Here is a 22,518-nt window from a genome sequence, read left to right as displayed (position 1 = left end):
GCCGCCAGTCCCGGCAAGGGTCCAGAACCCGGTTCAGTCCTTCAGCTCGGCCGGCACCTTGCCGCCATTCGCCGCGAGCTTCGTCATGACCTGCTTGTGCAGCCAGATGTTCATCGCCGCCGAGTCACCCGTATCCCCGGTGTAGTTGAGCTCCTTGGCGAGCTCCTTCCGGTTCTCGAGGCTGCTGTCCAGCTCCAGCAGCTTCATCAGGTCGACGATGGAATGCCGCCAGTCGAGCTTCTGCCGCTGCTGCGAGGCCAACCCGTCGAGGATGCCCGTCACATCGATCGGCGCCGCGCTGGCTGCCCCGCCCGAGGCGGGAACGTCATCCGCCGGCCCTGGCGATTGGGCCGGCGCGGCCGCTGCCCCGTCCTGCGATGCGGGTGCCGCCTGGGCATGGCCCTTCAGCTTATCGAGAATTCGACCGAACCAACTCATGCGGATGATCTCCTTGAATGACCAACGGCCCAACGATCCGCGCCCCATTCGGTTCAATGTCAGATGACCGGCGCGCCTTCCGGCTCCCGCGCCCGGGCGAGGAATCCATCCGCCAGCGGCGCGTAGTCTTCCCAAAGCGCCCTGAGCGCCGGCAACGGCGCCTCCGCCTTGTCCACCCGCAGATCGACATAGGGAAAAGCCTCCCGCCAGACGACCATGAGGCTCGCCGAACTCACCGCCCCATGCTCGCCGCCGGCCGCCTCACCCGCCTCCAGCCCGCGCAGCAGCCGCACCGCCAGCGGCAGCCCCGGCGCGGCGAGGAAAGCCGCGGCCATTGCCCCCGGCACCCGGTCGGAGGCGAGGATGTTGCCGATCGCCACCACTCCCTCGCCATGCGCCGCACCCCGCTCCGGCTTCACCTTCGCCCCGTCGAAATGCGCCGTCCTCCCGGCGGCATCCATTACCGCGATCTGCCGCCAGGCATGGTGCGGCGTCGAGGCCACCAGCGCCGCCACTGCCGCCTCCGCCCCGCAGCCCGAGCGCAACAGGTCGAGCCCCCGCGGCCCCAGCCCGGGGTCGGTCCGGTGCTGCGTCAGCACCGCCCCGACGCCCGCCGCGCAGAAGGGCACCCGGCTGCCGACGGCGATGGAGGAGGTCGTCACCGCCGCCCCGATCTGCCCCGTGCGCGCGCAGCGCCCGATCAGCGAGAAGGTCACGGCCGCACTCCGCGCCCGATCCGCCCCGGCTCCCGCAGCTTCTCGGCGTAGTCGGCGAAGTCGCAGAGCAGCCGCCTGGTGTGGCGGGGGTCGATGATCTCCTCCGCCCAGAAGGCCTCCGCCGTCCGGAGCGGACTCCGCAGCTTCTGCAGCCGGGCCTCGATCGCGGCGAGCGCCGCCTGTGGGTCCTCGGCCGCCTCGATATCCGCCCGATACGCCGCCTCGATTCCGCCTTCCAACGGCAGCGACCCCCAGCGCGCCGAGGGCCAGGCATAGCGGATCGAGAACCGCCCGGCCGGCTGGTGGATCGCCCCCGCCACGCCGAAGGCGTTGCGCAGGATCACCGTGCACCAGGGCACGCGGCTCTGGTTGATCGCCGCCATCGCGCGCACGCCCCAGCGGATCGTCCCCCGCTGCTCCGCCTCGAGGCCGATCATGAAGCCCGGGCAGTCCATCAGGTGGACCACCGGCAGGTGGAAGGTATCCGCCAGATCGACGAAGCGGATGATCTTGGCGCAGGCATCCGCCGTCCAGGACCCTGCATAGAACATCGGGTCGCCCGCGATCACCGCCACCGGCAACCCGTTCAGCCGGGCCAGCGCGGTCACGACCGAGCGCCCGAAATACCGGCCCATCTCGAAGACGCTTCCCTTGTCGAGCAGGCCCTCGATCAGGGGCCTGATCCGATAGGCCTTCCGGATCTCCCGCGGGATGGCCGACAGCCACCCCTCCTCGGTCCTGCCGGGATCGTCCTCGCACGCCTCCCGCGCCGGCAGCTCATGCACCGAGCTCGGCAGATAGCTGAGGAAGCGACGCGCCGCCGCGAACGCCTCCTCCTCGCTGTCGACCGCATAGTCGACCGAGCCGGCCCGCGTCTGCGTCTCCCATCCCCCGAGCTCCTGCTTGGTGAACTGCTTCGGGCCCAGCGCATTCACCACCGGCGGCCCGGCGACGAACATCGCCGAGGCCTTGGTCATCACCGAGAAATGGGTCGCCGCCAGCCTTGCCGCCCCGAGCCCCGCGACCGAGCCCAAGCCCAGCCCCACCACCGGCACGACCGAGAGGTTGTCGCCCGAGAGGTGGTACATCTGCTCCCCGCCGATCCCGCCCGGCAGGTTGGCCCGCCCCGTCGTCTCGATGGTCTTGACCGAGCCGCCGCCGCCCGAGCCCTCGATGATGCGGATCAGCGGCAGCCGCAACTCGCGCGCCATCCGCTCCGCCATGATCGGCTTCTCGCGGATGGTCGCATCGGCACTGCCGCCGCGCACGGTGAAGTCGTCGCCCACGACGACAACCGGCCTCCCCTCGACCCGGCCCCGTCCCATCACGCAGTTCGACGGCGTGAACTCGGCCAGTTCCCCATCCGCCCCGTACCTGGCCTTGCCCGCGATCGCCCCTACCTCATGGAAGGAGCCGGCATCCAGCATCCGGTCCACCCGCTCCCGCACCGTGAGCCGCCCCCCGGCATGCTGCCGCGCCACCTTCTCCGGCCCACCCATCGCGCGCGCCATCGCCTCGCGCCGGGCGAGGTCCTCCAGCTCCGGCTGCCAGCTCATCCGTCCCTCCATGCCTTTCACCGGATGCTAGCCGCGCCTATCTTCCCCGTGGAGAGGAACGGAGCACTTTCATGGCCGAGACGCTGGACGCCTGCATCGTGGGCTGGGCCCATACCCCCTTCGGCAAGCTGGAGGAGCCGGACATCGAGAGCCTGCTCGCCCGCGTCGGCCGCGCCGCCATCGAGGATGCCGGCATCTCGCCGGCCGAGATCGATGCCGGCTTCCTCGGCGTCTTCGGCGAGGGCTTCACCAACCAGGGCTTCCCCAGCTCGCTGGTCCTCCAGTCGATCCCCGAGCTGCGCTTCAAGCCCATCACCCGCTACGAGAATGCCTGCGCCACGGGCTCGGCCGCCATCCACGGCGCCCTCGACTTCCTGGCGGCGAAACGCGGCCGCTTCGCCCTGGTCCTGGGCGCCGAGAAGATGACCGCGACGCCCGGCCCCCAGGTCGGTGAGATCCTGCTGAACGCCAGCTACCGCAAGACCGAGCAGGACATCCGCGGCGGCTTCGCCGGCGTCTTCGGCCGCATCGCCGAGGCCTATTTCCAGCGCCATGGCGACCAGTCCGACGCGCTTGCCGCCATCGCCGCCAAGAATCACAAGAACGGCGTCGACAATCCCTGGGCGCAGATGCGCAAGGATCTCGGCTACGCCTTCTGCCGCGCGGAGTCGGAGAAGAACCCCTTCGTCGCCCCGCCGCTGAAGCGCACCGATTGCAGCCTCGTCTCCGACGGCGCCGCCGCCATGATCATCACCGACAGCGAGACCGCGAAGGCGATGCAGAAGGCCGTCCGCTTCCGCGCCGCCGTGCAGGTGAACGACTACCTCCCCATCGCCGCCCGCGACATCATCCGCTTCGAGGGCCCGCGCGAGGCCTGGTCCCGCGCCCTCGACCAGGCCGGGCTCGGCGCCGCGACCGACCTCTCCTTCGTCGAGACGCATGACTGCTTCACCATCGCCGAGCTGCTGGAATACGAGGCGATGGGCCTGACGCCGGAAGGGCAGGGGTCTCGCGCCATCCTCGAGGGCTGGACGGCCGCCGACGGCAAGCTGCCCGTCAACCGCTCCGGCGGCCTGAAGGCGAAGGGCCACCCCATCGGTGCGACCGGCGTCTCCATGCATGTGCTTACGGCGATGCAGCTCACCGGCACCGCCGGCGACCTGCAGCTGCCCAAGGCCGATATCGGCGGCGTCTTCAACATGGGCGGCGCCGCCGTTGCCAACTACGTCTCCATCCTCGAACGCGCCTGAGGATGGAAGCGGCCGACCCCGTCCTCTGGGTCTGGGTCACCGCCGCCGATGCGGAGGAAGCCCGCCGCATCGGCCGGACGCTGGTGGAGGAGCGCCTGGCCGCCTGCGCCAACCTCCTCCCCGGCCATGTCGCAATCTACCGCTGGGAGGGTGAGATAAGGGAGGACCCCGAGTCAGCCCTCATCCTCAAGACCACGGCCAGCCGCTTCGAGCCGCTCCGCGCCCGCATCCGCGCCCTGCACAGCTACGACCTGCCCGCGATCCTCGCCCTGCCTGGCGCGACCGGCGACGAGGAATTCCTCGCCTGGGTCAGGCAGCAGACGAGCGGCTGAGCCTCACACCCGCCCCAGCAACTCCGTCTTCTTCGCCTGGAACTCCGCATCCGTCAGCATCCCCTGGCGATGCAGCTCCGCCAGCCGCCGGATCAGCGCGACCGGGTCGCCCCCAGCCGATGCAGCGGGCGAAGCTTCCGCCGCGGGAGCCGCGCCATGGGACGGGGCAGGGGCCGAGCGAGAGGAATGATCAGAGGCAGGAGCAGGCGTCTCGCCCCTCACCTCCCGCAGCGCCTCCAGCCGGACCTCCCCGCGGTCGCCGCTGAAGGCCAGCACCTGCCCCGAGCCCTGCTGCTGCGACACCCCGCCGATCCGGTGGTCGCCGGTATCGAAGACCCGCACCCGCCCGTCCTGCCGCACCGCCAGCCGCCGCGCCGCCGGGAAGAGCGCATAGCCCATCCCGTTCTGCGTCCCGCTCGCCGCCGGGCTGCCCAGCTCCGCCGGCCACCACCCGCCCTGCGCAGCCGGCGCCGCCGCCTCGGCGAAGACCGGCTCCCCGCCGCGCAGCAGCCCGGCCAGGTCCCGGCACAACGCATCCACCCGCGCCTTGAGCGCTTGATTGAACATATCGCCGACCATGACCATTCTGCCCTGCGACCACTGCCCCATGCCGCCGAGCTCCGGGTGGCTGAACTGCGCCATGCTCCCGCCGCCCTCCGCCAGCGCATGCAGCAGCACCAGCGCCGCCTCTCGGCCGACGCCGTGCCGCGCCGCGATCGCCGCCACCTGCCGCTCCCCGGCCCCGGTCAATTCCCGCATCGCCCCGCCTCCATCATCGCCCCGAGCCCTGCCAGAACCGCCCCACGGCGAACAGTCACGTCCCCGCGGCGTTACGACCGGAACCCTCTCTGGAATCCCCCATGCCCCGCTGGACCCGCCTCGCCGACCCCGCCACCGATGCCGATCTGCTGCCCGCCTGGTTCGTCCAGCGCATGCTCGGCGCGACGGAGGGCCATTTCGGCCTGCTGCTGACGACCGGCGACGTGCTGCGCGTGGCCGGCCTCCGCGCCGCCCATATCGCCGAGGACGGCACCATCCTGCTCGACCTGCTGCTCGACCATGCCGGCGTGCCGAGCCTCGCCGATGTCGCCTGGCAGTCGAAGCACTATCTCGGCGCCCCGGTCCCCGGCGCGGTGGAGGCGACGGTGAACCTCGCCCAGGTCGTCTGCGCCGTGGAGTTCACTGCCGAATCCACCCTGACCGGCAAGGTGGTCGAGCTGCGCCAGGCCGCCGAGGAGGCCGTGGAGCGCCAGGAAGTCGCCTGACCGCGGCGGGGCAGGGGCGCCACGCCGCCCTTGCCCTCCGCCCCTCGTTCCTGCTATGTTCCGAGCCGCCGAAAGCCCCGACCGCGACCAGCGTCCGGCAGACGCCTGAAATCCTAAATCCTAGAATTCAGTGCCAGCCGCAGCGAGGGTCGGGAAGTCGCCTAAATCCCTCAATTCCTCAAATCACGGAGGATGAAGGCTGCAAGATCAATTACTTGCGCCGCCATCCTGTCCGCCGATTTGAAACGGTTTGAAGCGCCTCAACCCGGCACCAGCACCATCGCCGCCGCCTGCGCCGCGATCCCTTCGCCCCGCCCGGTGAAGCCGAGCCGCTCGGTCGTCGTCGCCTTCACGCCCACGATGCCGGGGTCGACGCCCAGCAGCTCCGCCAGCCGCGCCTGCATAGCCTCGCGGTGCGGCCCGATCTTCGGCCGCTCGCAGAGGATCGTCACATCGACATTGGCGATGACCCCGCCCCGCGCCGCCACCCGCCCGGCCGCATGGCGGAGGAATTGCGCGCTGTCCGCGTCCTTCCACTGCATTTCGGAGGGCGGGAACCACCGCCCGATATCGCCCTCCGCCAGCGCCCCGTAGATCGCGTCGCACAGCGCGTGGATGCCGACATCCGCATCCGAGTGCCCCTCCAGCCCGAACTCGCAGGGCACGACCACGCCGCAAAGCACCATCCGCCGCCCCACCTCGGTCCGGTGAACGTCGAAGCCGGTGCCGACCCGCGGCACCAGCCGCGCCTGCATCTGGCCCGCCACCCGCTCCAGATCCTCGGGGAAGGTGATCTTCACGTTCGTCTCCGAGCCCGCCACCAGCACCACCCTCTCGCCCGCGATTTCCAGAAGCTGTGCATCATCCGTCGCCTCGCCGCCTGCCGTCCGGTGGGCAGCCAGCAGGGCGCCGAAGCGGAAGCCCTGCGGCGTCTGCGCCCGGTAGAGACCGGCCCGCGCCACCGTCTCCACGATCGTGGCGCCGTCGCCCCGCTTCAGCGTATCCGCCACGGGCTGAGCCGGGATCGCTCCGGGGGCGCCCTTCAGGGCCTCGATAAGTGAGAGGATGGTCCCCCTCGGCACCACCGGCCGCGCCGCGTCGTGCACCAGCACGACCTCGGGCACCTCCGGCGCCTGCTTCGCCAGAGCCTCCAGCCCGGCGCGGACGCTCGCCTGCCGCGTCGCCCCGCCCGCCACCGCCGGCAGCACCGGCAGCCCGTCGAGCAGCGCCGCGATCCGCGCCTCTTCTCCGGTGACACAGACCGGCAGCAGGATGTCGACCAGCCCCTCCGCCAGCAGCGCCTCGGCGGCATGGCGGATGACGGGGCGCCCCAGCAGGGGAAGGTACTGCTTGGGCTGCGCGGCGCCGAAGCGCGTGCCGCTGCCGGCGGCCATCAGGAGGGCGGCGATGCTCATCGCCCGCTTCTAGCCCAGAACCCCGGCGCGGCAAAAATTGGTACGTTTCTCGGCGATACGCCCTGGCGGGCGTTGCCGAAGCGCCGCACTTCGCCTAGTTTGCCCAAATCATGAGCATGACAATGCCCGAGTCTCAGGCCTGCCCGGCGCTGGCTGCCCCGGAATCGGGCGGTTTGCCGCCTATCCTGGTCGGCGGTATCCGTATCGATACGCCCGTCTACCTTGCCCCCATGTCCGGCGTGACGGACCTGCCCTTCCGCCGCCTCGCCCGCCGCCTCGGCACGGGAATGGTAGTGAGCGAGATGATCGCCTCCCAGGCCATGGTCCGGGAGAACCGCCAGACGCTGAAGATGGCCGAGGTGGATGGCTTCGGCGCGCCCTCCGCCGTCCAGCTCGCCGGCTGCGAGCCCATGGTGATGGCCGAGGCCGCGAAGCTCGCCGCCGACCGCGGCGCCGCCATCGTCGACATCAATTTCGGTTGCCCGGTGAAGAAGGTCGCGGTCGGCCAGCAGGCCGGCAGCGCCCTGATGCGCGACGAGACCCGCGCCGCCGCCATCCTCGAGGCGGTGGTGAAGGCGGTCACCGTCCCCGTCACCCTCAAGATGCGCATGGGCTGGGACCACGCCTCGCTCAACGCCGCGAACCTCGCCCGCATCGCCGAGGCCTGCGGCATCCGCCTCGTCACCATCCACGGCCGCACCCGGCAGATGCTCTACACCGGCCGCGCGGACTGGGCCTTCATCCGCGGGGTGAAGGAGGCGGTCTCGATCCCCGTCCTCGCCAATGGCGACATCCTGACGCCTGAGCACGCCTCCGAGGCGCTCCGCCTGTCGGGCGCCGACGGGGTGATGATCGGCCGTGGCTGCTACGGCCGCCCCTGGCTGCCCCGCCAGGTCGCCGAGTACCTCCGCACCGGCGAGACACCCGCCGAGCCCAGCCTCGCCGAGCAGCTCGCCATCCTGCTGGAGCACTATGCCGACATGCTCTCGCATCACGGCACCCAAACCGGCCTCCGCCTCGCCCGCAAGCACATCGCCTGGTACTCCAAGGGCCTGCCGGGCTCGGCCGAGTTCCGCTCGCAGGTCAACCAGATGGAGACCGCGGGGGAGGTGATCCGGCTGATCGAGGGCTTCTACCAGCCCTTGCTCGATCTCGGACTGGAGGCCGCCCGCGCCCGGTTCCATGCCCAGGGGCTGGAACGGATCGCGGCATGAACAGCGTCACCGCCCGCGCCCGGGTCACGCCCCTGCCGGCCCGCAGCACCCCGCTGCCGGATTTTGCCGCCATCCTCGCGGCGCTGCCCATGCCGGCGGTGGTGATCGATGCCGAGGACCGCTTCCGCTATGCCAATCAGGCGGCGGAGCTGTTCTTCCAGCTCTCCTTCGCCTCCCTAGCCATGGTCCGCCTCGGCGACCTGCTGCCGCCGGACAGCCGGCTCTTCGCCCTGCTCGACCAGGTCCGCCAGCATGAGGCGCCGGTCTCCGACCATGACCTGACGCTCGACAGCCCCCGCCTCAACCGCCGCGGCGTCGCCGCCCATGGCGCCCCGCTGCCCGAGATGCCTGGCGCCGTGGTCCTGACGCTGCAGGACGGCTCGACGGCGCAGATGATGAACCGCCAGCTGAACTTCCTCGGCGCCGCCCGTGGCACCTCGGCCATGGCGGAGATGCTCGCCCATGAGGTGAAGAACCCGCTGTCGGGCATCCGCGGCGCGGCCCAGCTCCTTGAGCAGGGCGCCTCCGAGCCCGACCGCGAGCTTTGCCAGCTCATCCAGGACGAGGCAGACCGCATCCGTAACCTGGTCGATCGGATGGACATGTTCTCCGACCGCCCGGTGGAGTTGGCCCCGGTCAACATCCACCAGGTGCTCGACCATGTGCGGCGCGTGGCGCAGACCGGCTTCGCCGCCCATCTCCGCATCGTCGAGGAGTACGACCCCTCGCTGCCGCCGGTCTGGGGCAACCGCGACCAGCTCGTGCAGATCCTGCTGAACCTCGTCAAGAACGCCGCCGAGGCGGTCGATCCGCTCGGCGGCGAGATCGTCCTCGCCACCGCCTATCACCACGGCGTCCGCATCGCCGTCCCCGGCAGCAAGGAGCGCGTCCACGTCCCCCTCCAGGTGATCGTGCGCGACAACGGGCCAGGCATTCCGGAAGCCGTCCGCGCCACCCTCTTCGAGCCGTTCGTTACCACCAAGCGGGGCGGGCAGGGGCTCGGCCTCGCCCTCGTCGCCAAGCTGGTCGCCGATCAGGGCGGGCTGATCGAATGCGACAGCCGCCCCGGCCGCACCAGCTTCCGCCTGTCCCTCGCCATGCCGCCCGCTGGACTGCGTCTCGATGGAAAGCAGATGGACCGTTCATGAGCGATAGCCGAACCATCCTCATCGCCGACGACGACCGGGCGATCCGCACCGTGCTCAGCCAGGCGCTCGGCCGCTCGGGCTACCAGGTGCGTGCCACCTCCTCCGCCTCGACGCTCTGGCGTTGGGTGGAGGATGGCGAGGGCGACCTCGTCATCACCGATGTGGTGATGCCGGACGAGAACGGCCTCGACCTCGTCCCCCGCATCAAGCGCATCCGGCCCGAAATGCGCGTCGTGGTGATGTCGGCGCAATCGACCTTCATGACGGCGCTGAAAGCCGCCCAGCGCGGCGCCTTCGAGTACCTGCCGAAGCCCTTCGACCTGAAGGAGCTGCTGGCGGTGGTCGAGCGCGCGCTCGCTGCCCCCCAGGCCCCGGCGCCGGCGGAGGAGGCGGAGCCCGAGGAGCGCCTGCCGCTGGTCGGCCGCAGCCCGGCCATGCAGGAGATCTACCGCACCGTCGCCCGGCTCACGACGACCGACCTGACGGTGATGATCACCGGCGAGTCGGGCACCGGCAAGGAGCTCGTCGCCCGCGCCCTGCACGATTACGGCCGCCGCCGCGGTGGGCCCTTCGTCGCCATCAACATGGCGGCCATCCCGCGCGAGCTGATCGAGAGCGAGCTCTTCGGCCATGAGCGCGGCGCCTTCACCGGCGCGCTCAACCGCGGCATCGGCCGCTTCGAGCAGGCCGCCGGCGGCACGCTCTTCCTCGACGAGATAGGCGATATGCCGCCCGAGGCGCAGACCCGCCTGCTGCGCGTGCTGCAGGAAGGCGAGTTCACCACCGTCGGCGGCCGCAACCCGATCAAGGCGAATGTCCGCATCGTCGCCGCGACCCACCGCGACCTGCGCCAGTCGATCCGGCAGGGGCTCTTCCGCGAGGACCTGTTCTACCGGCTCAATGTGGTCCCCATCCGCCTGCCGCCCCTGCGGGAGCGGATGGAGGACATCCCGCTTCTCGCCCGCCACTTCCTCGAGCGCGCCCGCACTTCCGGCTTGCCGCTGAAGCAGTTGAGCACGGAGGCCGTGGACCGGCTGAAGGGCCATGCCTGGCCCGGCAATGCGCGTGAGCTTGAAAACCTGATGCGTCGCCTCGCGGCCCTCTACCCGCAGGAGACGATCGACGCCGAGGCCGTCGCCGCCGAGCTGTCGGAGGCGGAGCCGCCGGCCGAAACCGGCCTCCGCCGCGCGGAAACGCTGGAACAGGCCGTGGAGCGGCACCTGAAGGCCTTCGTCGCCGCCCACAAAGACGGGCTGCCGGTGCGCGACCTTTATGACCGGGTGCTGGCCGAGGTGGAGCGGCCGCTGCTTCGCCTCGTCCTCGGCGCCACGCGCGGGAACCAGATCAAGGCGGCGGCGATGCTCGGCCTCAACCGCAACACCCTGCGGAAGAAGATCCGCGAGCTCGACCTGCCCGTGGTGCGCGGGCTCGGCTGATGGCTGCCGGCGAGCCGCGCCAGCGCGGCCTGCCCCGCCGCATCGCCGATGTGCTGCTGGGCCGGGGGATGACCCTCGGCCTCGCGGTCAGCGCGCTGCTGCTCGGCATCGTCACCTTCTCCGTGCTGTCGGATGGCAGCCCGCTGGGCCCGACCAAGCCCGGCGCCGTGGTCGGCCTCGTGCTCGTCAACGCCGCGGTGCTGCTGCTGCTGATGGCCTCCCTGGCGGGTCGGCTGGTGCGGGTCTGGGCGGAGCGCAGGCGGGGCTCTGCGGGCTCGCGTCTGCATGTGCGTCTCGTGCTGCTCTTCGGCGTCGTCGCCGTGGTGCCGGCCATGCTGGTCGCCGCCTTCGCCGCGCTGTTCTTCAACCTGGGCATCGAGACTTGGTTCAGCGACCGGGTGCGGACGGCGCTGGAGGCCAGCCTCCAGGCCAGCCGTGGCTATCTGGAGGAGCACCGCAACACCATCCGCGGCGATGCGCTGGCCATGGCGGCCGACCTCTCCCGCGCGCGCGTCCTGCTGCCGGACAACGGCCTCGCCTTCGCCCGCGTGCTGGCGACGCATACCGCGCTCCGCAACCTGACCGAGGCCGTCGTCTTCGACCCGGCGACCCAGCAGGTCGTGGCGCATGCCGGCTATACGACGAGCTTCACCCTCGACCCGCCGCCCGAGGATGCCATCGCCCAGGCGAGGCTCGGCGACGTCGCCGTCCTGCCGGCCGAGGATCGGGTGCGGGCCGTAGTCGCGCTCGACTTCGGCGAAGGCTGGATGCTGCTGATCGGCCGCCCGCTCGACGCCACGGTGCTGGCGCATCAGCGCTCGGTCGAGAAGGCGGTCGCGGAGTATGTCGAGCTCGACAATAACCGCTCCGGTCTCCAGATCACTTTCGTCATGATCTTTGCGATCGCGGCCCTGCTGGTGCTGCTGGCGGCGGTGCTCATCGGCCTCGTGCTCGCCAACCAGCTGGCGCGACCGATCGGGCGGCTGATCGTCGCCGCCGAGCGGGTGCGGGGGGGCGACCTCGCCACCCGAGTCGAGGAAGGCGCGGCGGATGAGGAGATCGCCAGCCTCGCCCGCGCCTTCAACCGCATGACCAACCAGCTCGCGGCGCAGCGTTCTGAACTGCTCCAGGCTTATCGCCAGATCGACGAGCGGCGGCGCTTCACCGAGACCGTGCTGGCCGGCGTTTCGGCGGGAGTCATCGGCCTCGAGACGGATGGGCGGATCAACCTGCCGAACCGGCGGGCCAGCGAACTGCTCGGCATCGACCTCGACTCGGCCATCGGCCGGCCCATGGCCGAGGCGGTGCCTGAATTCGCCCCGCTGCTTGCCGCCGGCGCCGAGCGCACCGCCGAGATCCGCATCGGCCCGCCGAGCAACCGCCGGACCCTGCTCGCCCAGATCGGCGAGGAGCGGCAGGCGGGTGGGCAGGGAGAGCTCGCCGGATTCGTCCTCACCTTCGACGACATCACCGAGCTGCTCTCCGCCCAGCGCAAGGCGGCCTGGGCCGATGTGGCGCGGCGCATCGCACATGAGATCAAGAACCCGCTGACCCCGATCCAGCTGTCGGCCGAGCGGCTGAAGCGGCGCTACCTGAAGCAGATCAGCAACGACCCGGAGACCTTCGTCGCCTGCACCGACACGATCGTCCGCCAGGTCGGCGATATCGGTCGGATGGTGGACGAGTTCTCCGCCTTCGCCCGCATGCCCCAGCCGGTGATCCGGCCGGAGGACCTCTCCCAGGTGCTGCGCGAGGCGCTGGTCCTGCAGCGGGATGCGCATCCCGGCATCCGCTACGGGGTGGAATTGCCGGAGGGGGGCCGCGGGCCGCAGGTCGCCTGCGACCGCAGGCTGCTTGGCCAGGCGCTGACCAACCTGCTGATGAATGCCGCCGACGCCGTGACCATGCGCGCCCAGGCCGAGCGGGAGGCCGGCCAGGACCCCGGCCAAGCCCTCGGACACATCACCGTGCGCATCGAGCAGAGCGAGGATAGTGTCGCCATCGCGATCGAGGATGACGGAATCGGCCTGCCTCAGGGGGATGAGCGGGACAGGCTCACCGAGCCTTATGTCACGCATAAACCGAAAGGAACCGGCCTCGGCCTTGCCATCGTGAAGAAGATCATGGAGGACCATGGGGGCAGGCTGGGGTTGGAAGACCGTCCCCATGAGGCCGGCTCGGGGCGCGGTGGGGCCCGGGCCGTCCTTACCCTGCCGTGGCGACCCGGGGCCGACCGCATGGCGGAGCGCCCGGCCGGCACGGAGAGCGAGACACTGGACCCCTGGCCGGATGGCAGCATGAGGCGCGCGCATGGCGCATGAAATCCTGATCGTGGATGACGAGCCGGACATCCGGGCGCTGATCGAGGGCATCCTCTCGGATGAAGGCTACGAGACGCGGCAGGCGGCGAATTCCGACCAGGCGGTGGCGGCCTTCAAGCAGCGCCGGCCGTCCATGGTGGTGCTCGACATCTGGCTGCAGAACTCGAAGCTGGACGGGCTCGGGATCCTGGCGGAGCTCCACAAGGAGGAGCCGCAGATCCCTGTCGTCATGATCTCCGGCCATGGGACGATCGAGACGGCGGTCCGGGCGATCCAGCAGGGTGCCTACGACTTCATCGAGAAGCCCTTCAACTCCGACCGGCTGCTGCTGGTGGTGGCGCGTGCCCTGGAGGCGGCCCGCCTCCGACGGGAAAATTCCGAGCTCCGGTTGCGTGCCGGGCCGGAGACGGAGCTGGTCGGCAACTCGGCGAGCCTCGCCCAGCTCCGCGCCGCGATCGAGAGGGTCGCGCCGACCGGCAGCCGGGTGCTGATCGCCGGCCCTGCCGGGGCGGGGAAGGAGGTGGTGGCACGGATGATCCATGCCCGCTCCCGCCGCGCCGACGGGCCCTTCGTCGCGCTGAACTGCGCGACGCTGAACCCAGCCCGCTTCGAGGAGGAGCTGTTCGGCATGGAGGCGGGTGCCGATGCCCAGGCCTCACCGCGCCGCGCCGGCGTGCTGGAACGCGCCCATAACGGCACCCTGCTGCTGGACGAGGTGGCCGACATGCCGCTCGAGACCCAGGGCAAGATCGTCCGTGCCCTCCAGGAGCAGGGCTTCGAGCGGATCGGCGGGGCGACGCGGGTGAAGGTCGATGTTCGCGTCATCGCCACCACCAACCGCGACCTCCAGGGCGAGATCGCGGCCGGGCGCTTCCGCGAGGATCTCTACTACCGCCTCGCCGTGGTGCCGCTGCGCATCCCGGCGCTCCGCGAGCGGCGGGAGGACGTGCCGGCGCTCGCCCGGCACTTCATGACCCGTTCCGGCGCGACCTCCGGCATGCCGCCACGAGAGCTGGCCGAGGATGCGATGGCGGCCCTCCAGGCCTATGACTGGCCCGGCAATGTCCGGCAGCTCCGAAACCTCATCGACTGGCTGCTCATCATGGCACCCGGCGAGGCGCGGGAGCCGATCCGCGCCGAAATGCTGCCACCCGAGGTGGGCTCCGCCGCACCCGCCATGCTGAAGCTCGACCGCAGCTCCGAGATCATGACCCTGCCGCTGCGCGAGGCGCGGGAGCTGTTCGAGAAGCAGTATCTCGAGGCCCAGCTGCTGCGCTTCGGCGGCAACATCAGCCGCACCGCCAATTTCGTCGGCATGGAGCGGAGCGCCCTGCACCGGAAGCTGAAATTCCTCGGCGTCCACGCCGAGGACCGGGTGCCGGCCGGTCCGGCGCTGTGAAAGACTACGGAACGACCTAGCCGGGATTCTCCATGTCGCGCATCGCTTACGTCAACGGCCGCTATGTCGACCAGCGGCTGGCCGAGGTGAATATCGAGGATCGCGGCTACCAGTTCGGTGACGGCATCTATGAGGTCGTCCACCTCCACGGTGGCCGCTTCATCGACGAGGAGCGCCACCTGGCCAGGCTGGAACGCTCGCTCGCCGAGATCCGCCTGCCGATGCCGATGACCCGTGTGGCGTTGCGCCATGTCCTGGCCGAGGTCGCCCGGCGCAACCGGGTATCGGAGGGGCTGCTCTACATGCAGGTGACGCGCGGCGTCGCGCGGCGGGACCATGCCTTCCCGAAGCAGCCGGTGCCGCCGGCGCTGGTGGTGACGGTGAAGCGCATCGCCCCCTATCCGGCGAGCGTCGATGGCTGGGGTGCCAAGGCGATCACCCTGCCGGACCTGCGCTGGGCACGGCGCGACATCAAGTCGATCAACCTGCTGCCCAACTGCCTGGCCCGCCAGGCGGCGCGGGAGCAGGGGGCGATCGAGGCCATCCTCTACGACGAGGCAACGGGGATGGTGACCGAGGGCGCCGCCACCACCTTCTGGATCGTCGATGCGGCGGGCGCCATCGTCACCCGCCAGCTCGACCACGTCATCCTCCCCGGCTGCACCCGCGCCGCGCTGATGGCCGAGATGCAGGCCGCCGGGCTCCGCTTCGAGGAACGCGAGTTCAGCCTGGAGGAGGCCCGCAACGCGCGGGAGGCCTTCCTCACCTCGGCAACCTCCTTCGTGAAGCCGATCCTCGCCCTCGACGGCCAGCCGGTCGGCGACGGGCAGGTCGGGCCGGTGGTGCGGCGGCTCTTCGACCTCTTCGCCCGGCATGTGAAGGGCGACCTGAGGAACGCCGCGTGACGCCGAAGGGAATCCTCTGGGACTGGGACAACACCCTGGTCGACGGCTGGCTCGCCATCGCCGCCGGGCTGAACGCCGCCTTCGACCGCTTCGGCCTGCCGCGCTGGACGCTGGAGGAGGTGAGGGGCCGCGTCCGCCGCTCGCTCCGCGAGACCTTCCCCGAGATGTTCGGCGAGCATTGGGAGGAGGCGAGGGACGTCTTCTATGCCGAGGTCCGCGCCCGCCACCTCGCCGTGCTGGCGCCGATGCCGGGGGCGGGTGAGGCGGTCGCCGCCATCGCCGCGCTCGGCCTGCCGCAGGGGGTCATCAGCAACAAGCAGGGGCCCTTGCTGCGGGCGGAGGCGGTACATCTCGGCTGGGCACCGCGGTTCCGCATCCTGGTCGGCGCCGGCGATGCGTCGGTGGACAAGCCCGACCCGGCGCCCTTCCGGCTGGCTCTGCCGGCGCTTGGCCTGCCGGCCGGCTCGGTCTGGTATGTCGGGGACACCGCGCTCGACATGGAGGCGGCGCGGCGCGCGGGCTGCACCGCCGTGCTGCTCGGCGATGCGGCGCATGACGGCGGGCCGGCCGCCGCCGCGCCCGATCTTGCCTTTCCGGACGCTATGGCGCTGACTGCCTATCTCCGAGGCGATCGCCAGGGCTGATGCCCCGGGCGACGGCAGGCCCTGCCGCCATGCGCCGATGCGGGGTCAGGCCTGCCTTGCAAACGGCGACGTGAGGATGGATTGTGCGGCCTCCGGCGGGGCGACCCGTCTCGGGCGCGCCGCCAGATCAGAGCGGCCGCGAAAAACAAGAAGGACCCTGCCGTGGCAGCCGAGAAGTCCCAGAACGTGCAGGACGTGTTCCTGAACCACGTTCGCAAGAGCAAGACTCCCGTCACGATCTTCCTCGTGAATGGCGTCAAACTTCAGGGAATTATTACCTGGTTCGATAACTTCTCCGTCCTTCTCCGCAGGGACGGTCATACCCAATTAGTCTACAAGCATGCCATCAGCACCGTGATGCCGGGCGCGCCGATCCAGCTCTTCGACGCCACCGCGGCGGCCCGTGAAGGGGCGACGGTGAGCCGCGAAGGCACCACCTTGACCATGAACCGTGAGGCCAATCCTGTCGGCGGAGATTGAACCAGGGCTTCCAGCCCCCGCGAATGACCGGGGCGACGGCACCGAGACCGGCCCCACGAGGGCAGCCGTCATCCTGCCCTATGAGCGCCAGCCGCGAGGCCTCGGCCCACAGCAGGACACGGCACCGCGGGCGGCGGAGGCCCGGCTGGCGGAGGCCGTAGGCCTTGCCGCCAGCATCGGCGTGACCATCGTCCATCAGGCGATCTACCCGCTGCGCGAGCGCCGCCCCAGCACCTATCTGGGCGAGGGCCAGGTCGCGGCCGCGCGGCAGGCGATCGACGACCAGCGCGTGGCGCTCGTCGTCGTCGATGCTGCGCTCTCGCCGGTGCAGCAGCGCAACCTGGAGCGCGAGTGGCGCTGCAAGGTCATCGATCGCACCGGCCTGATCCTTGAGATCTTCGGCGAGCGGGCGCGGACCAAGGAGGGTTCGTTGCAGGTCGAGCTGGCCCATCTCGACTACCAGCGCACCCGCCTCGTCCGGTCCTGGACCCACCTCGAGCGCCAGCGAGGCGGCTTCGGCTTCCTCGGCGGTCCCGGCGAGTCGCAGATCGAGATCGACCGGCGCCTCATCACCGACCGCATGGTGAAGCTGAAGAAGGAGCTGGAACAGGTACGCCGCACCCGCGGCCTGCACCGGCGCCAGCGGGAGAAGGTGCCCTACCCGGTCATCGCCCTCGTCGGCTACACCAATGCCGGCAAGTCGACGCTGTTCAACGCCCTCACCGGCGCCGGTGTCTATGCCCAGGACCAGCTCTTCGCCACGCTCGACCCGACCATGCGCGGCATCCGGCTGCCCTCCGGGCGGCGGGCCATCCTGTCAGATACCGTCGGCTTCATCTCGGAACTGCCGACCCAACTGGTCGAGGCCTTCCGGGCGACGCTGGAGGAGGTCGCGGCGGCAGACATCATCCTGCACGTGCGCGACGTCGCACATCCCGACACCGCGGCGCAGCGGGCCGATGTGCTTTCCGTGCTTGAGGAGATGGCGGCCGGTGCCAACGCCCCGCTCGACGAAGGCTGGCAGCGCCGGGTGCTGGAAGTGCTGAACAAGGCCGACCTGCTCGGCGGAGTCGGTTCCGTGCCCGGCGGCTCGGCCGAGGGCGCCGTCGCCGTCTCGGCCCTGACCGGGGAGGGGCTGCCCCAGCTGCTGGAGGCGCTCGATGCCCGGCTCTCCGCCAATATGGAGACGGTGCGCTATGCCATCCCCTCGGCGGATGGGGCGAGGCTCGCCTGGCTCTACCGCCATGGCGAGGTGATCGAGCGCGCCGATACCGAGAAGGATGTCCAGGTGACCGTACGCCTCTCGCCGACCGACCGCGCCCGATTCGAGCAGCCCTCGGCGTGAGCGCGCAGCTCGACGGCCGGGCGATGGCCGATGTCGCCGCGCTGCTCCGCCAGGCGACACGGGCGGAGATCCTGCCGCGGTTCCGCCGCCTCGCCGCCGGCGCGGTGCGGGCGAAGAGCGGGCCGCTCGACCTCGTCACCGATGCCGACGAGGCCGCCGAACGGGTCATCACCGCGGGGCTCCAGGCCCGCTTCCCCGGCTGCGTCGTGGTCGGCGAGGAGGCGACGGCGGCCGACCCCAGCGTGCTCGGCCGGCTGGCCGGGGCCGATCTCGCCTTCGTCGTCGACCCCGTGGACGGCACGGCCAACTTCGCCGCCGGCCTGCCGGTCTTCGGCTGCATGGCGGCCGCCATCATCCGCGGCGAGATCGCTGCGAGCTGGATCCATGACCCGCTCGGCGACGACACCGCCATGGCGTTGCGCGGAGAGGGTGCCTGGATCGAGGCTCCGGATGGGCACCGGGCCCCGCTGCGGGTGGCGGCGCCGGTGCCGCTCGGGCGCATGGTCGCCGGCGTCTCGTGGAGCTATATGCCGGAGCCATTGAAGAGCCGCGTCGCCTCGCGCCTGCCACGTCTGGCGGCGACGCTGAACTTCCGCTGTGCCGCTCATGAGTACCGGCTGGTGGCCGGTGGCCATGCCCATGCGCTGGTCTACAACAAGCTGATGCCCTGGGACCACGCGCCCGGCTGGCTGCTGCACCGCGAGGCAGGTGGCTATGCGGCGCGCTTCGACGGCACGCCCTATGGGCCGGAGACCATCACGGGAGGGCTGATCCTCGCCCCCGACCGGACGAGTTGGGAAGCGCTTCGCGAAGTCCTGCTGGCGGAGTAGCGCCGGCGCGGCCCGACCCTGGACCAACCGGGTGGTGGGCAGACCTCGGTTGTGCCCACCCAGGGCGAGAGCCGCTAGTCTCCCGGCTGAAACCGAGGAGACACCCTGCCATGTCCGGTACCACGCCCGCCCTGGTCATCCTGCCCCGTGCCCATGACGTGGGGGGCTTCGAGGTCCGCCGCGCGCTGCCTGCCAAGGAGCGGCAGATGGTCGGGCCCTTCATCTTCTTCGACGAGATGGGGCCGGGGGAATTCCTCGAGGGCACCGGGCTCGATGTGCGGCCTCATCCACATATCGGCCTCTCCACCGTGACCTATCTCTTCGAGGGCTCGATCCAGCACCGCGACAGCCTTGGTTCCGACCTGGCAATCGTGCCCGGTGACGTGAACTGGATGACGGCGGGGAGGGGCATCACCCATTCCGAGCGCAGCAGCTCGGAGAGCCGGCAGGTGCGGCGGCGGATGGCCGGCATCCAGTCCTGGGTCGCCTTGCCGAAGGAGGCCGAGGAGACCTCGCCGGATTTCGCCCACCATCCGGCGGCAACCCTGCCGCTGGCAGGCGAAGGCGGGTTGCAACTCCGCCTGATCGCCGGCGAGGCCTGGGGGATGAAGGCACCCGTCGCCGTCTCCTCGCCGCTCTTCTATGCCGATGCGGTGCTGGCGCCGGGGGCGGTGGTGCCGATGCCCGATCAGCACGAGGAGCGCGCCGCCTATGTGATCGAGGGCGCGGTAACCGTCGGCGAGGACCGGCATGAGGCGGGGCGGATGCTGATCTTCCACCCGCGCTCCGGCCTCGCGCTGCGGGCCGGGCCGGAGGGGGCGCGGTTGCTCCTCCTCGGCGGGGCAGCGATGGACGGGCCGCGCTACGTTTTCTGGAATTTCGTCTCCTCCTCGCATGACCGCATCCAGCAGGCAAAGGAAGACTGGAAGGCCGGCCGCTTCCCCAAGGTCCCCACCGACTCGGTCGAGTTCATACCGCTTCCGGAGACGGTGCGGGTGAGGGCGTAAGGCCCGCTCCAACCTGATCACCTCGTTGGTGTTTCCGTTAAGTTCCTGAAAAATTCTTTGCTGCCTCACGGGTGCCTTGGCAGCCACGCAAAGCCTTTACTTCATGTTGTGAAGTCTTGACATTCCTGTGTGAAAAATTCTCTGGCGTGAGCCGTGATGCGCCCAAACCGATTGTGAAGTCTTTTACATGTGCTGTTTTTCCTCAATTTTCACCGCTTGCCACTCGGCTTCCATGGCCTCCAGTGAGGCATCGCCCGGGGCCAGTCCACGCAGCGCCAGCCGCGCCTCGACACCCTGGAAGCGGCGCTCGAACTTGGCATTGGCCCCGCGCAAGCATTCCTCCGGGTCGAGATCCAGCTTCCGCGCCAGGTTGGCGAGAGCGAAGAGCAGGTCGCCCACCTCATCGGCCAGCCGTGCGGGGTCAGCGCCGGGCAGCTCGGCCCGCAGCTCGGCCGCTTCCTCCTCCAGCTTGTCGAGCACCGCGGCGGCATCCGGCCAGTCGAAGCCGACCCGGGCAGCACGGCGGGTCAGCTTGGCGGCGCGGGTCAGGGCAGGGAGGCCGGAAGGCACGCCCGCCAGCGTCCCGGTCTCGGCCCGGGCGGCGCGCTCATTGGCCTTCTGAATCTCCCAGGCAGCCGTCTGGGTGGCGGCGTCGCGGGCGGCAGCCTCGCCGAAGACGTGCGGGTGGCGGCGGATCATCTTCTCGCTGATCGTCTCCGCCACATCGGCAAAGCCGAAACGGCCCAGCTCCGAGGCCATTTGCGCGTGGTAGACGACCTGGAAGAGCAGGTCGCCCAACTCGTCCTGCAAGGCCCCGAAATCCGGGCCGTGGCGGATGGCATCCGCCACCTCATAGGCTTCCTCGATCGTATAGGGTGCGATGCTGGCGAAATCCTGGACCTGGTCCCAGGGACAGCCATTCGTCGCCCGGAGCCGGGCCATGATGGCGAGAAGGCGGCCCAAGGCAGTCTCAGGGGCGGCTTCAGGCTTCGGCTGGTCGGTCATGGCGCGGCTCCTCGATCGATCGGAGGCTCCCGTCGCAGATGGAGGAAAGCCGCGCAATGGCTGGCAGGGCGCGTAGGGAAGGGTTTGTCCCAGGCTTTGTCCACAGCCACGATTGTTGGATAAGATATATTATGGAAAAAAAACACCTGGGGATAAGGCTGTGGCTAAGCCTGTGGGCATCGCGTTCGGCCAGTTGACCGTGGTTTCTGCGCAGCACGCTGTGATCCGAAGGTCTCAGTCCAGCGGGACTTCCAGCACCAGCCCGTCATGCGCCGGCTCGATATGCGGCGGCAGTTCCCGCTTCAGCGTCGCGTAGTCCATCGCGGTGCCCATATGCGTCAGCACCGTCCGTCTCGGCTTTAGCCGTTCCACCCAGTGGAGCACTTGCGACAGATTGGCGTGGACCTTGTGCGGCCCGCGCTGGAAGCAGCCGACAACCCAGGTATCTAGACCCTCCAGCGCCGGCATGCTCTCCTCCGGCAGCATCACCACATCGGTCGAATAGGCGAAGCGGCCGATGCGGAGACCGAGCGTGTCCATCACCCCATGGTCCTGGCGGAACACCTCTACCGCCAAGCCGGCCGCTTCGAAGCGGTCGCCATAGGCCACACGCCGGCCCTCGAGCGCCGGCCGGTAGAAGAATGGCGGAGTCGGGCCGATGAAGGCGTAGTCGAAGCGGTCATCCAGCTTCTGCAGCGTCGTTCGCGTTCCGTACGCGTCGAGCGCCCGGCCGGTAATGCGGTTCACCTGCCGCAGGTCGTCGATGCCGAGGCAGTGATCAGCATGTGCATGGGTGAAAAGGATTGCATCCAGCCGGCCAGCGCCAACCGCCAGGAGCTGCTGCCGCAGGTCCGGCCCAGCATCGACCAGCAACCGCCCGCCCTCCGGCCCCTCGATCAGGGCGGAGGTGCGGGTGCGGCGGTTGCGGGGCTCGGCGGGATCGCATTCGCCCCATTCGCCCCCCTCGCCCGCTCCCCCGATCAGCGGCACCCCGCCGGAGCCGCCGCAGCCGAGAATGGTGACCCGCAGCACCCCTCAGGCGACCTTGCGGAACAGCCGGCGGAAATTCGCCGTGGTCAGCGCCTCGACCTCCGCCCCGCTGAGGCCGCGGGCCTCGGCCAGGACGCGCGCCGTATGCGCCACATAGGCCGGCTCACAACGCTTCCCGCGCAGCGGCACCGGGGCGAGATAGGGGCTGTCCGTCTCCACCAGCAGCCGCTCGGCCGGCAGCTCCGAGGCCACCGCCCGGATCTCGGGCGATTTCGGGAAGGTCAGGATTCCGGAGAAGGAGACATACCCCCCCATCGCCACCGCCTGCCGCGCCAGCTCAGGGCCCGAGGAGAAGCAGTGCAGTAGGAAGTCGAACTCGCCGCCCGACGCACGCTCCTCGCGCAGGATGCGGATGATGTCCTCATCTGCCTGCCTGGCATGGATGGCGAGCGGCAGCCCGGCCAGGCGCGCAGCGCGGATATGCCGCCGGAACCCTTCCTGCTGCGCATCGTGCGGCGACTTGTCGTAGAAATAGTCGAGCCCACTCTCGCCGATGCCGATGATGCGCGGATGGTCGGCTAGCGCCACGATCTCCTCGACCGTCGGCAGCCCTTCCGGCTCACCGGCATTGTGCGGATGCACGCCGACCGTGCCCCAGACATCCGGGAAGCGCTCGGCCAGCGCCTTCACCGCCGCCGCCTGGCCGACCCGCACGCCGATGGTGACCAGCAAGCCGACGCCCGCCTCGCGGGCCCGGCCGACGATTCCCTCGATCTCGGCCTCGGTGAAGTAGTCGAGATGGCAATGGCTGTCGACGAGCAT

Annotated in this window: 22 protein-coding genes; 14 read left to right on the top strand and 8 right to left on the bottom strand. The window is 70.3% G+C overall.

What is annotated here, in order from left to right:
• Positions 1-33: 33 nt before the first annotated feature.
• The 3 genes from JMJ56_RS06465 to JMJ56_RS06455 are packed head-to-tail and all read right to left on the bottom strand — an operon-like array spanning position 34 to position 2,710.
• Positions 34-438 (bottom strand): DUF3597 domain-containing protein, encoded by a 405-nt coding sequence (locus JMJ56_RS06465; RefSeq protein ID WP_202830733.1) that lies wholly within the window; start codon positions 436-438, stop codon positions 34-36.
• A 59-nt stretch (positions 439-497) separates the two neighbouring features.
• Positions 498-1,154 carry a DUF1028 domain-containing protein gene (locus JMJ56_RS06460; RefSeq protein WP_202830732.1) on the bottom strand — a complete coding sequence of 219 codons (657 nt, stop codon included), beginning with the start codon at positions 1,152-1,154 and terminating at the stop codon, positions 498-500.
• Positions 1,151-2,710: an acyl-CoA carboxylase subunit beta gene (locus JMJ56_RS06455; RefSeq protein ID WP_202830731.1), complete on the bottom strand. Its 1,560-nt coding sequence runs from the start codon at positions 2,708-2,710 to the stop codon at positions 1,151-1,153. The genes JMJ56_RS06460 and JMJ56_RS06455 overlap by 4 nt, the downstream gene beginning before the upstream one ends.
• Before the next feature lie 71 nt (positions 2,711-2,781).
• Here JMJ56_RS06455 and JMJ56_RS06450 point away from each other — a divergent pair, with 71 nt between their 5' ends.
• Both JMJ56_RS06450 and cutA read left to right on the top strand, forming a co-directional pair.
• Positions 2,782-3,960 (top strand): acetyl-CoA acetyltransferase, encoded by a 1,179-nt coding sequence (locus JMJ56_RS06450; RefSeq protein WP_202830730.1) that lies wholly within the window; start codon positions 2,782-2,784, stop codon positions 3,958-3,960.
• A 2-nt stretch (positions 3,961-3,962) separates the two neighbouring features.
• A complete protein-coding gene (gene cutA / locus JMJ56_RS06445; RefSeq protein WP_202830729.1) occupies positions 3,963-4,292 on the top strand; it encodes a divalent-cation tolerance protein CutA in 330 nt (109 codons plus the stop codon).
• Positions 4,293-4,295: 3 nt separating this feature from the next.
• On the opposite strand, the gene JMJ56_RS06440 is transcribed toward cutA, so the two are convergent.
• A complete protein-coding gene (locus tag JMJ56_RS06440; protein ID WP_202830728.1) occupies positions 4,296-5,051 on the bottom strand; it encodes an SHOCT domain-containing protein in 756 nt (251 codons plus the stop codon).
• A 101-nt stretch (positions 5,052-5,152) separates the two neighbouring features.
• Between JMJ56_RS06440 and JMJ56_RS06435 the strand changes: the two genes are divergently transcribed.
• Positions 5,153-5,557 (top strand): hypothetical protein, encoded by a 405-nt coding sequence (locus JMJ56_RS06435; RefSeq protein ID WP_202830727.1) that lies wholly within the window; start codon positions 5,153-5,155, stop codon positions 5,555-5,557.
• 260 nt (positions 5,558-5,817) lie between these two features.
• On the opposite strand, the gene JMJ56_RS06430 is transcribed toward JMJ56_RS06435, so the two are convergent.
• Positions 5,818-6,972: a bifunctional 2-C-methyl-D-erythritol 4-phosphate cytidylyltransferase/2-C-methyl-D-erythritol 2,4-cyclodiphosphate synthase gene (locus JMJ56_RS06430; protein WP_202830726.1), complete on the bottom strand. Its 1,155-nt coding sequence runs from the start codon at positions 6,970-6,972 to the stop codon at positions 5,818-5,820.
• A gap of 122 nt (positions 6,973-7,094) precedes the next feature.
• On the opposite strand from JMJ56_RS06430, the gene dusB reads away from it, so the two are divergent.
• The 11 genes from dusB (at position 7,095) to JMJ56_RS06375 (ending at position 19,701) form a co-directional block, all read left to right on the top strand.
• Positions 7,095-8,186, top strand: a complete 1,092-nt coding sequence (dusB, locus tag JMJ56_RS06425) for a tRNA dihydrouridine synthase DusB (protein WP_202830725.1) — start codon at positions 7,095-7,097, stop codon at positions 8,184-8,186.
• On the top strand, positions 8,183-9,334 hold the full coding sequence (locus JMJ56_RS06420) for a two-component system sensor histidine kinase NtrB (RefSeq protein WP_202830724.1): 1,152 nt from the start codon (positions 8,183-8,185) through the stop codon (positions 9,332-9,334). The genes dusB and JMJ56_RS06420 overlap by 4 nt, the downstream gene beginning before the upstream one ends.
• Positions 9,331-10,770: a nitrogen regulation protein NR(I) gene (ntrC, locus tag JMJ56_RS06415; protein WP_202830723.1), complete on the top strand. Its 1,440-nt coding sequence runs from the start codon at positions 9,331-9,333 to the stop codon at positions 10,768-10,770. The genes JMJ56_RS06420 and ntrC overlap by 4 nt, the downstream gene beginning before the upstream one ends.
• Entirely contained in the window at positions 10,770-13,091 is a 2,322-nt protein-coding gene (locus JMJ56_RS06410; protein WP_202830722.1) for a sensor histidine kinase NtrY-like, read from the top strand. The genes ntrC and JMJ56_RS06410 overlap by 1 nt, the downstream gene beginning before the upstream one ends.
• Entirely contained in the window at positions 13,081-14,490 is a 1,410-nt protein-coding gene (gene ntrX, locus JMJ56_RS06405) for a nitrogen assimilation response regulator NtrX (RefSeq protein ID WP_202830721.1), read from the top strand. Before JMJ56_RS06410 ends, ntrX begins: the two co-directional genes overlap by 11 nt.
• 32 nt (positions 14,491-14,522) lie before the next feature.
• A complete protein-coding gene (locus JMJ56_RS06400; protein WP_202830720.1) occupies positions 14,523-15,395 on the top strand; it encodes a D-amino-acid transaminase in 873 nt (290 codons plus the stop codon).
• Positions 15,392-16,039 (top strand): HAD family hydrolase, encoded by a 648-nt coding sequence (locus JMJ56_RS06395; protein ID WP_202830719.1) that lies wholly within the window; start codon positions 15,392-15,394, stop codon positions 16,037-16,039. The genes JMJ56_RS06400 and JMJ56_RS06395 overlap by 4 nt, the downstream gene beginning before the upstream one ends.
• A gap of 162 nt (positions 16,040-16,201) precedes the next feature.
• Complete coding sequence (hfq, locus tag JMJ56_RS06390) at positions 16,202-16,519, top strand: RNA chaperone Hfq (protein WP_202830718.1); 318 nt, start codon at positions 16,202-16,204, stop codon at positions 16,517-16,519.
• The gene (hflX, locus tag JMJ56_RS06385) at positions 16,515-17,864 is read left to right on the top strand and encodes a GTPase HflX (protein WP_202830899.1); all 1,350 of its coding nucleotides are present in this window, start codon (positions 16,515-16,517) and stop codon (positions 17,862-17,864) included. Before hfq ends, hflX begins: the two co-directional genes overlap by 5 nt.
• A gap of 23 nt (positions 17,865-17,887) precedes the next feature.
• The gene (locus JMJ56_RS06380; RefSeq protein WP_202830898.1) at positions 17,888-18,694 is read left to right on the top strand and encodes an inositol monophosphatase family protein; all 807 of its coding nucleotides are present in this window, start codon (positions 17,888-17,890) and stop codon (positions 18,692-18,694) included.
• A gap of 110 nt (positions 18,695-18,804) precedes the next feature.
• Positions 18,805-19,701 (top strand): pirin family protein, encoded by an 897-nt coding sequence (locus JMJ56_RS06375; RefSeq protein WP_202830717.1) that lies wholly within the window; start codon positions 18,805-18,807, stop codon positions 19,699-19,701.
• A gap of 183 nt (positions 19,702-19,884) precedes the next feature.
• Here the strand turns inward: JMJ56_RS06375 and mazG are convergent, their stop codons facing one another.
• From mazG to JMJ56_RS06360, 3 genes are all read right to left on the bottom strand, one after another.
• Positions 19,885-20,706 (bottom strand): nucleoside triphosphate pyrophosphohydrolase, encoded by an 822-nt coding sequence (gene mazG, locus JMJ56_RS06370; RefSeq protein WP_202830716.1) that lies wholly within the window; start codon positions 20,704-20,706, stop codon positions 19,885-19,887.
• A 234-nt stretch (positions 20,707-20,940) separates the two neighbouring features.
• Positions 20,941-21,735, bottom strand: coding sequence for an MBL fold metallo-hydrolase (locus JMJ56_RS06365; protein WP_202830897.1), 795 nt, complete (start codon positions 21,733-21,735; stop codon positions 20,941-20,943).
• A gap of 6 nt (positions 21,736-21,741) precedes the next feature.
• Positions 21,742-22,518 (bottom strand): TatD family hydrolase, encoded by a 777-nt coding sequence (locus JMJ56_RS06360; protein ID WP_202830715.1) that lies wholly within the window; start codon positions 22,516-22,518, stop codon positions 21,742-21,744.

The organism is Belnapia arida (genome assembly GCF_016773205.1).
In the GTDB taxonomy this organism is placed as follows: domain Bacteria; phylum Pseudomonadota; class Alphaproteobacteria; order Acetobacterales; family Acetobacteraceae; genus Belnapia; species Belnapia arida.
This window is presented reverse-complemented; position numbering and strand designations above follow the sequence as displayed.

Bases quoted from the DNA above. Each gene is read 5' to 3' on its own strand.
- ntrC (WP_202830723.1), top strand. From the start codon at position 9,331: ATGAGCGATAGCCGAACCATCCTCATCGCCGACGACGACCGGGCGATC.
- JMJ56_RS06450 (WP_202830730.1), top strand. From the start codon at position 2,782: ATGGCCGAGACGCTGGACGCCTGCATCGTGGGCTGGGCCCATACCCCC.
- JMJ56_RS06430 (WP_202830726.1), bottom strand. From the start codon at position 6,972: ATGAGCATCGCCGCCCTCCTGATGGCCGCCGGCAGCGGCACGCGCTTC.
- ntrX (WP_202830721.1), top strand. From the start codon at position 13,081: ATGGCGCATGAAATCCTGATCGTGGATGACGAGCCGGACATCCGGGCG.
- JMJ56_RS06420 (WP_202830724.1), top strand. From the start codon at position 8,183: ATGAACAGCGTCACCGCCCGCGCCCGGGTCACGCCCCTGCCGGCCCGC.
- JMJ56_RS06375 (WP_202830717.1), top strand. From the start codon at position 18,805: ATGTCCGGTACCACGCCCGCCCTGGTCATCCTGCCCCGTGCCCATGAC.
- dusB (WP_202830725.1), top strand. From the start codon at position 7,095: ATGCCCGAGTCTCAGGCCTGCCCGGCGCTGGCTGCCCCGGAATCGGGC.
- JMJ56_RS06400 (WP_202830720.1), top strand. From the start codon at position 14,523: ATGTCGCGCATCGCTTACGTCAACGGCCGCTATGTCGACCAGCGGCTG.
- cutA (WP_202830729.1), top strand. From the start codon at position 3,963: ATGGAAGCGGCCGACCCCGTCCTCTGGGTCTGGGTCACCGCCGCCGAT.
- JMJ56_RS06455 (WP_202830731.1), bottom strand. From the start codon at position 2,710: ATGAGCTGGCAGCCGGAGCTGGAGGACCTCGCCCGGCGCGAGGCGATG.
- JMJ56_RS06410 (WP_202830722.1), top strand. From the start codon at position 10,770: ATGGCTGCCGGCGAGCCGCGCCAGCGCGGCCTGCCCCGCCGCATCGCC.
- JMJ56_RS06465 (WP_202830733.1), bottom strand. From the start codon at position 438: ATGAGTTGGTTCGGTCGAATTCTCGATAAGCTGAAGGGCCATGCCCAG.
- JMJ56_RS06380 (WP_202830898.1), top strand. From the start codon at position 17,888: ATGGCCGATGTCGCCGCGCTGCTCCGCCAGGCGACACGGGCGGAGATC.
- JMJ56_RS06440 (WP_202830728.1), bottom strand. From the start codon at position 5,051: ATGCGGGAATTGACCGGGGCCGGGGAGCGGCAGGTGGCGGCGATCGCG.
- mazG (WP_202830716.1), bottom strand. From the start codon at position 20,706: ATGACCGACCAGCCGAAGCCTGAAGCCGCCCCTGAGACTGCCTTGGGC.
- JMJ56_RS06360 (WP_202830715.1), bottom strand. From the start codon at position 22,518: ATGCTCGTCGACAGCCATTGCCATCTCGACTACTTCACCGAGGCCGAG.
- JMJ56_RS06435 (WP_202830727.1), top strand. From the start codon at position 5,153: ATGCCCCGCTGGACCCGCCTCGCCGACCCCGCCACCGATGCCGATCTG.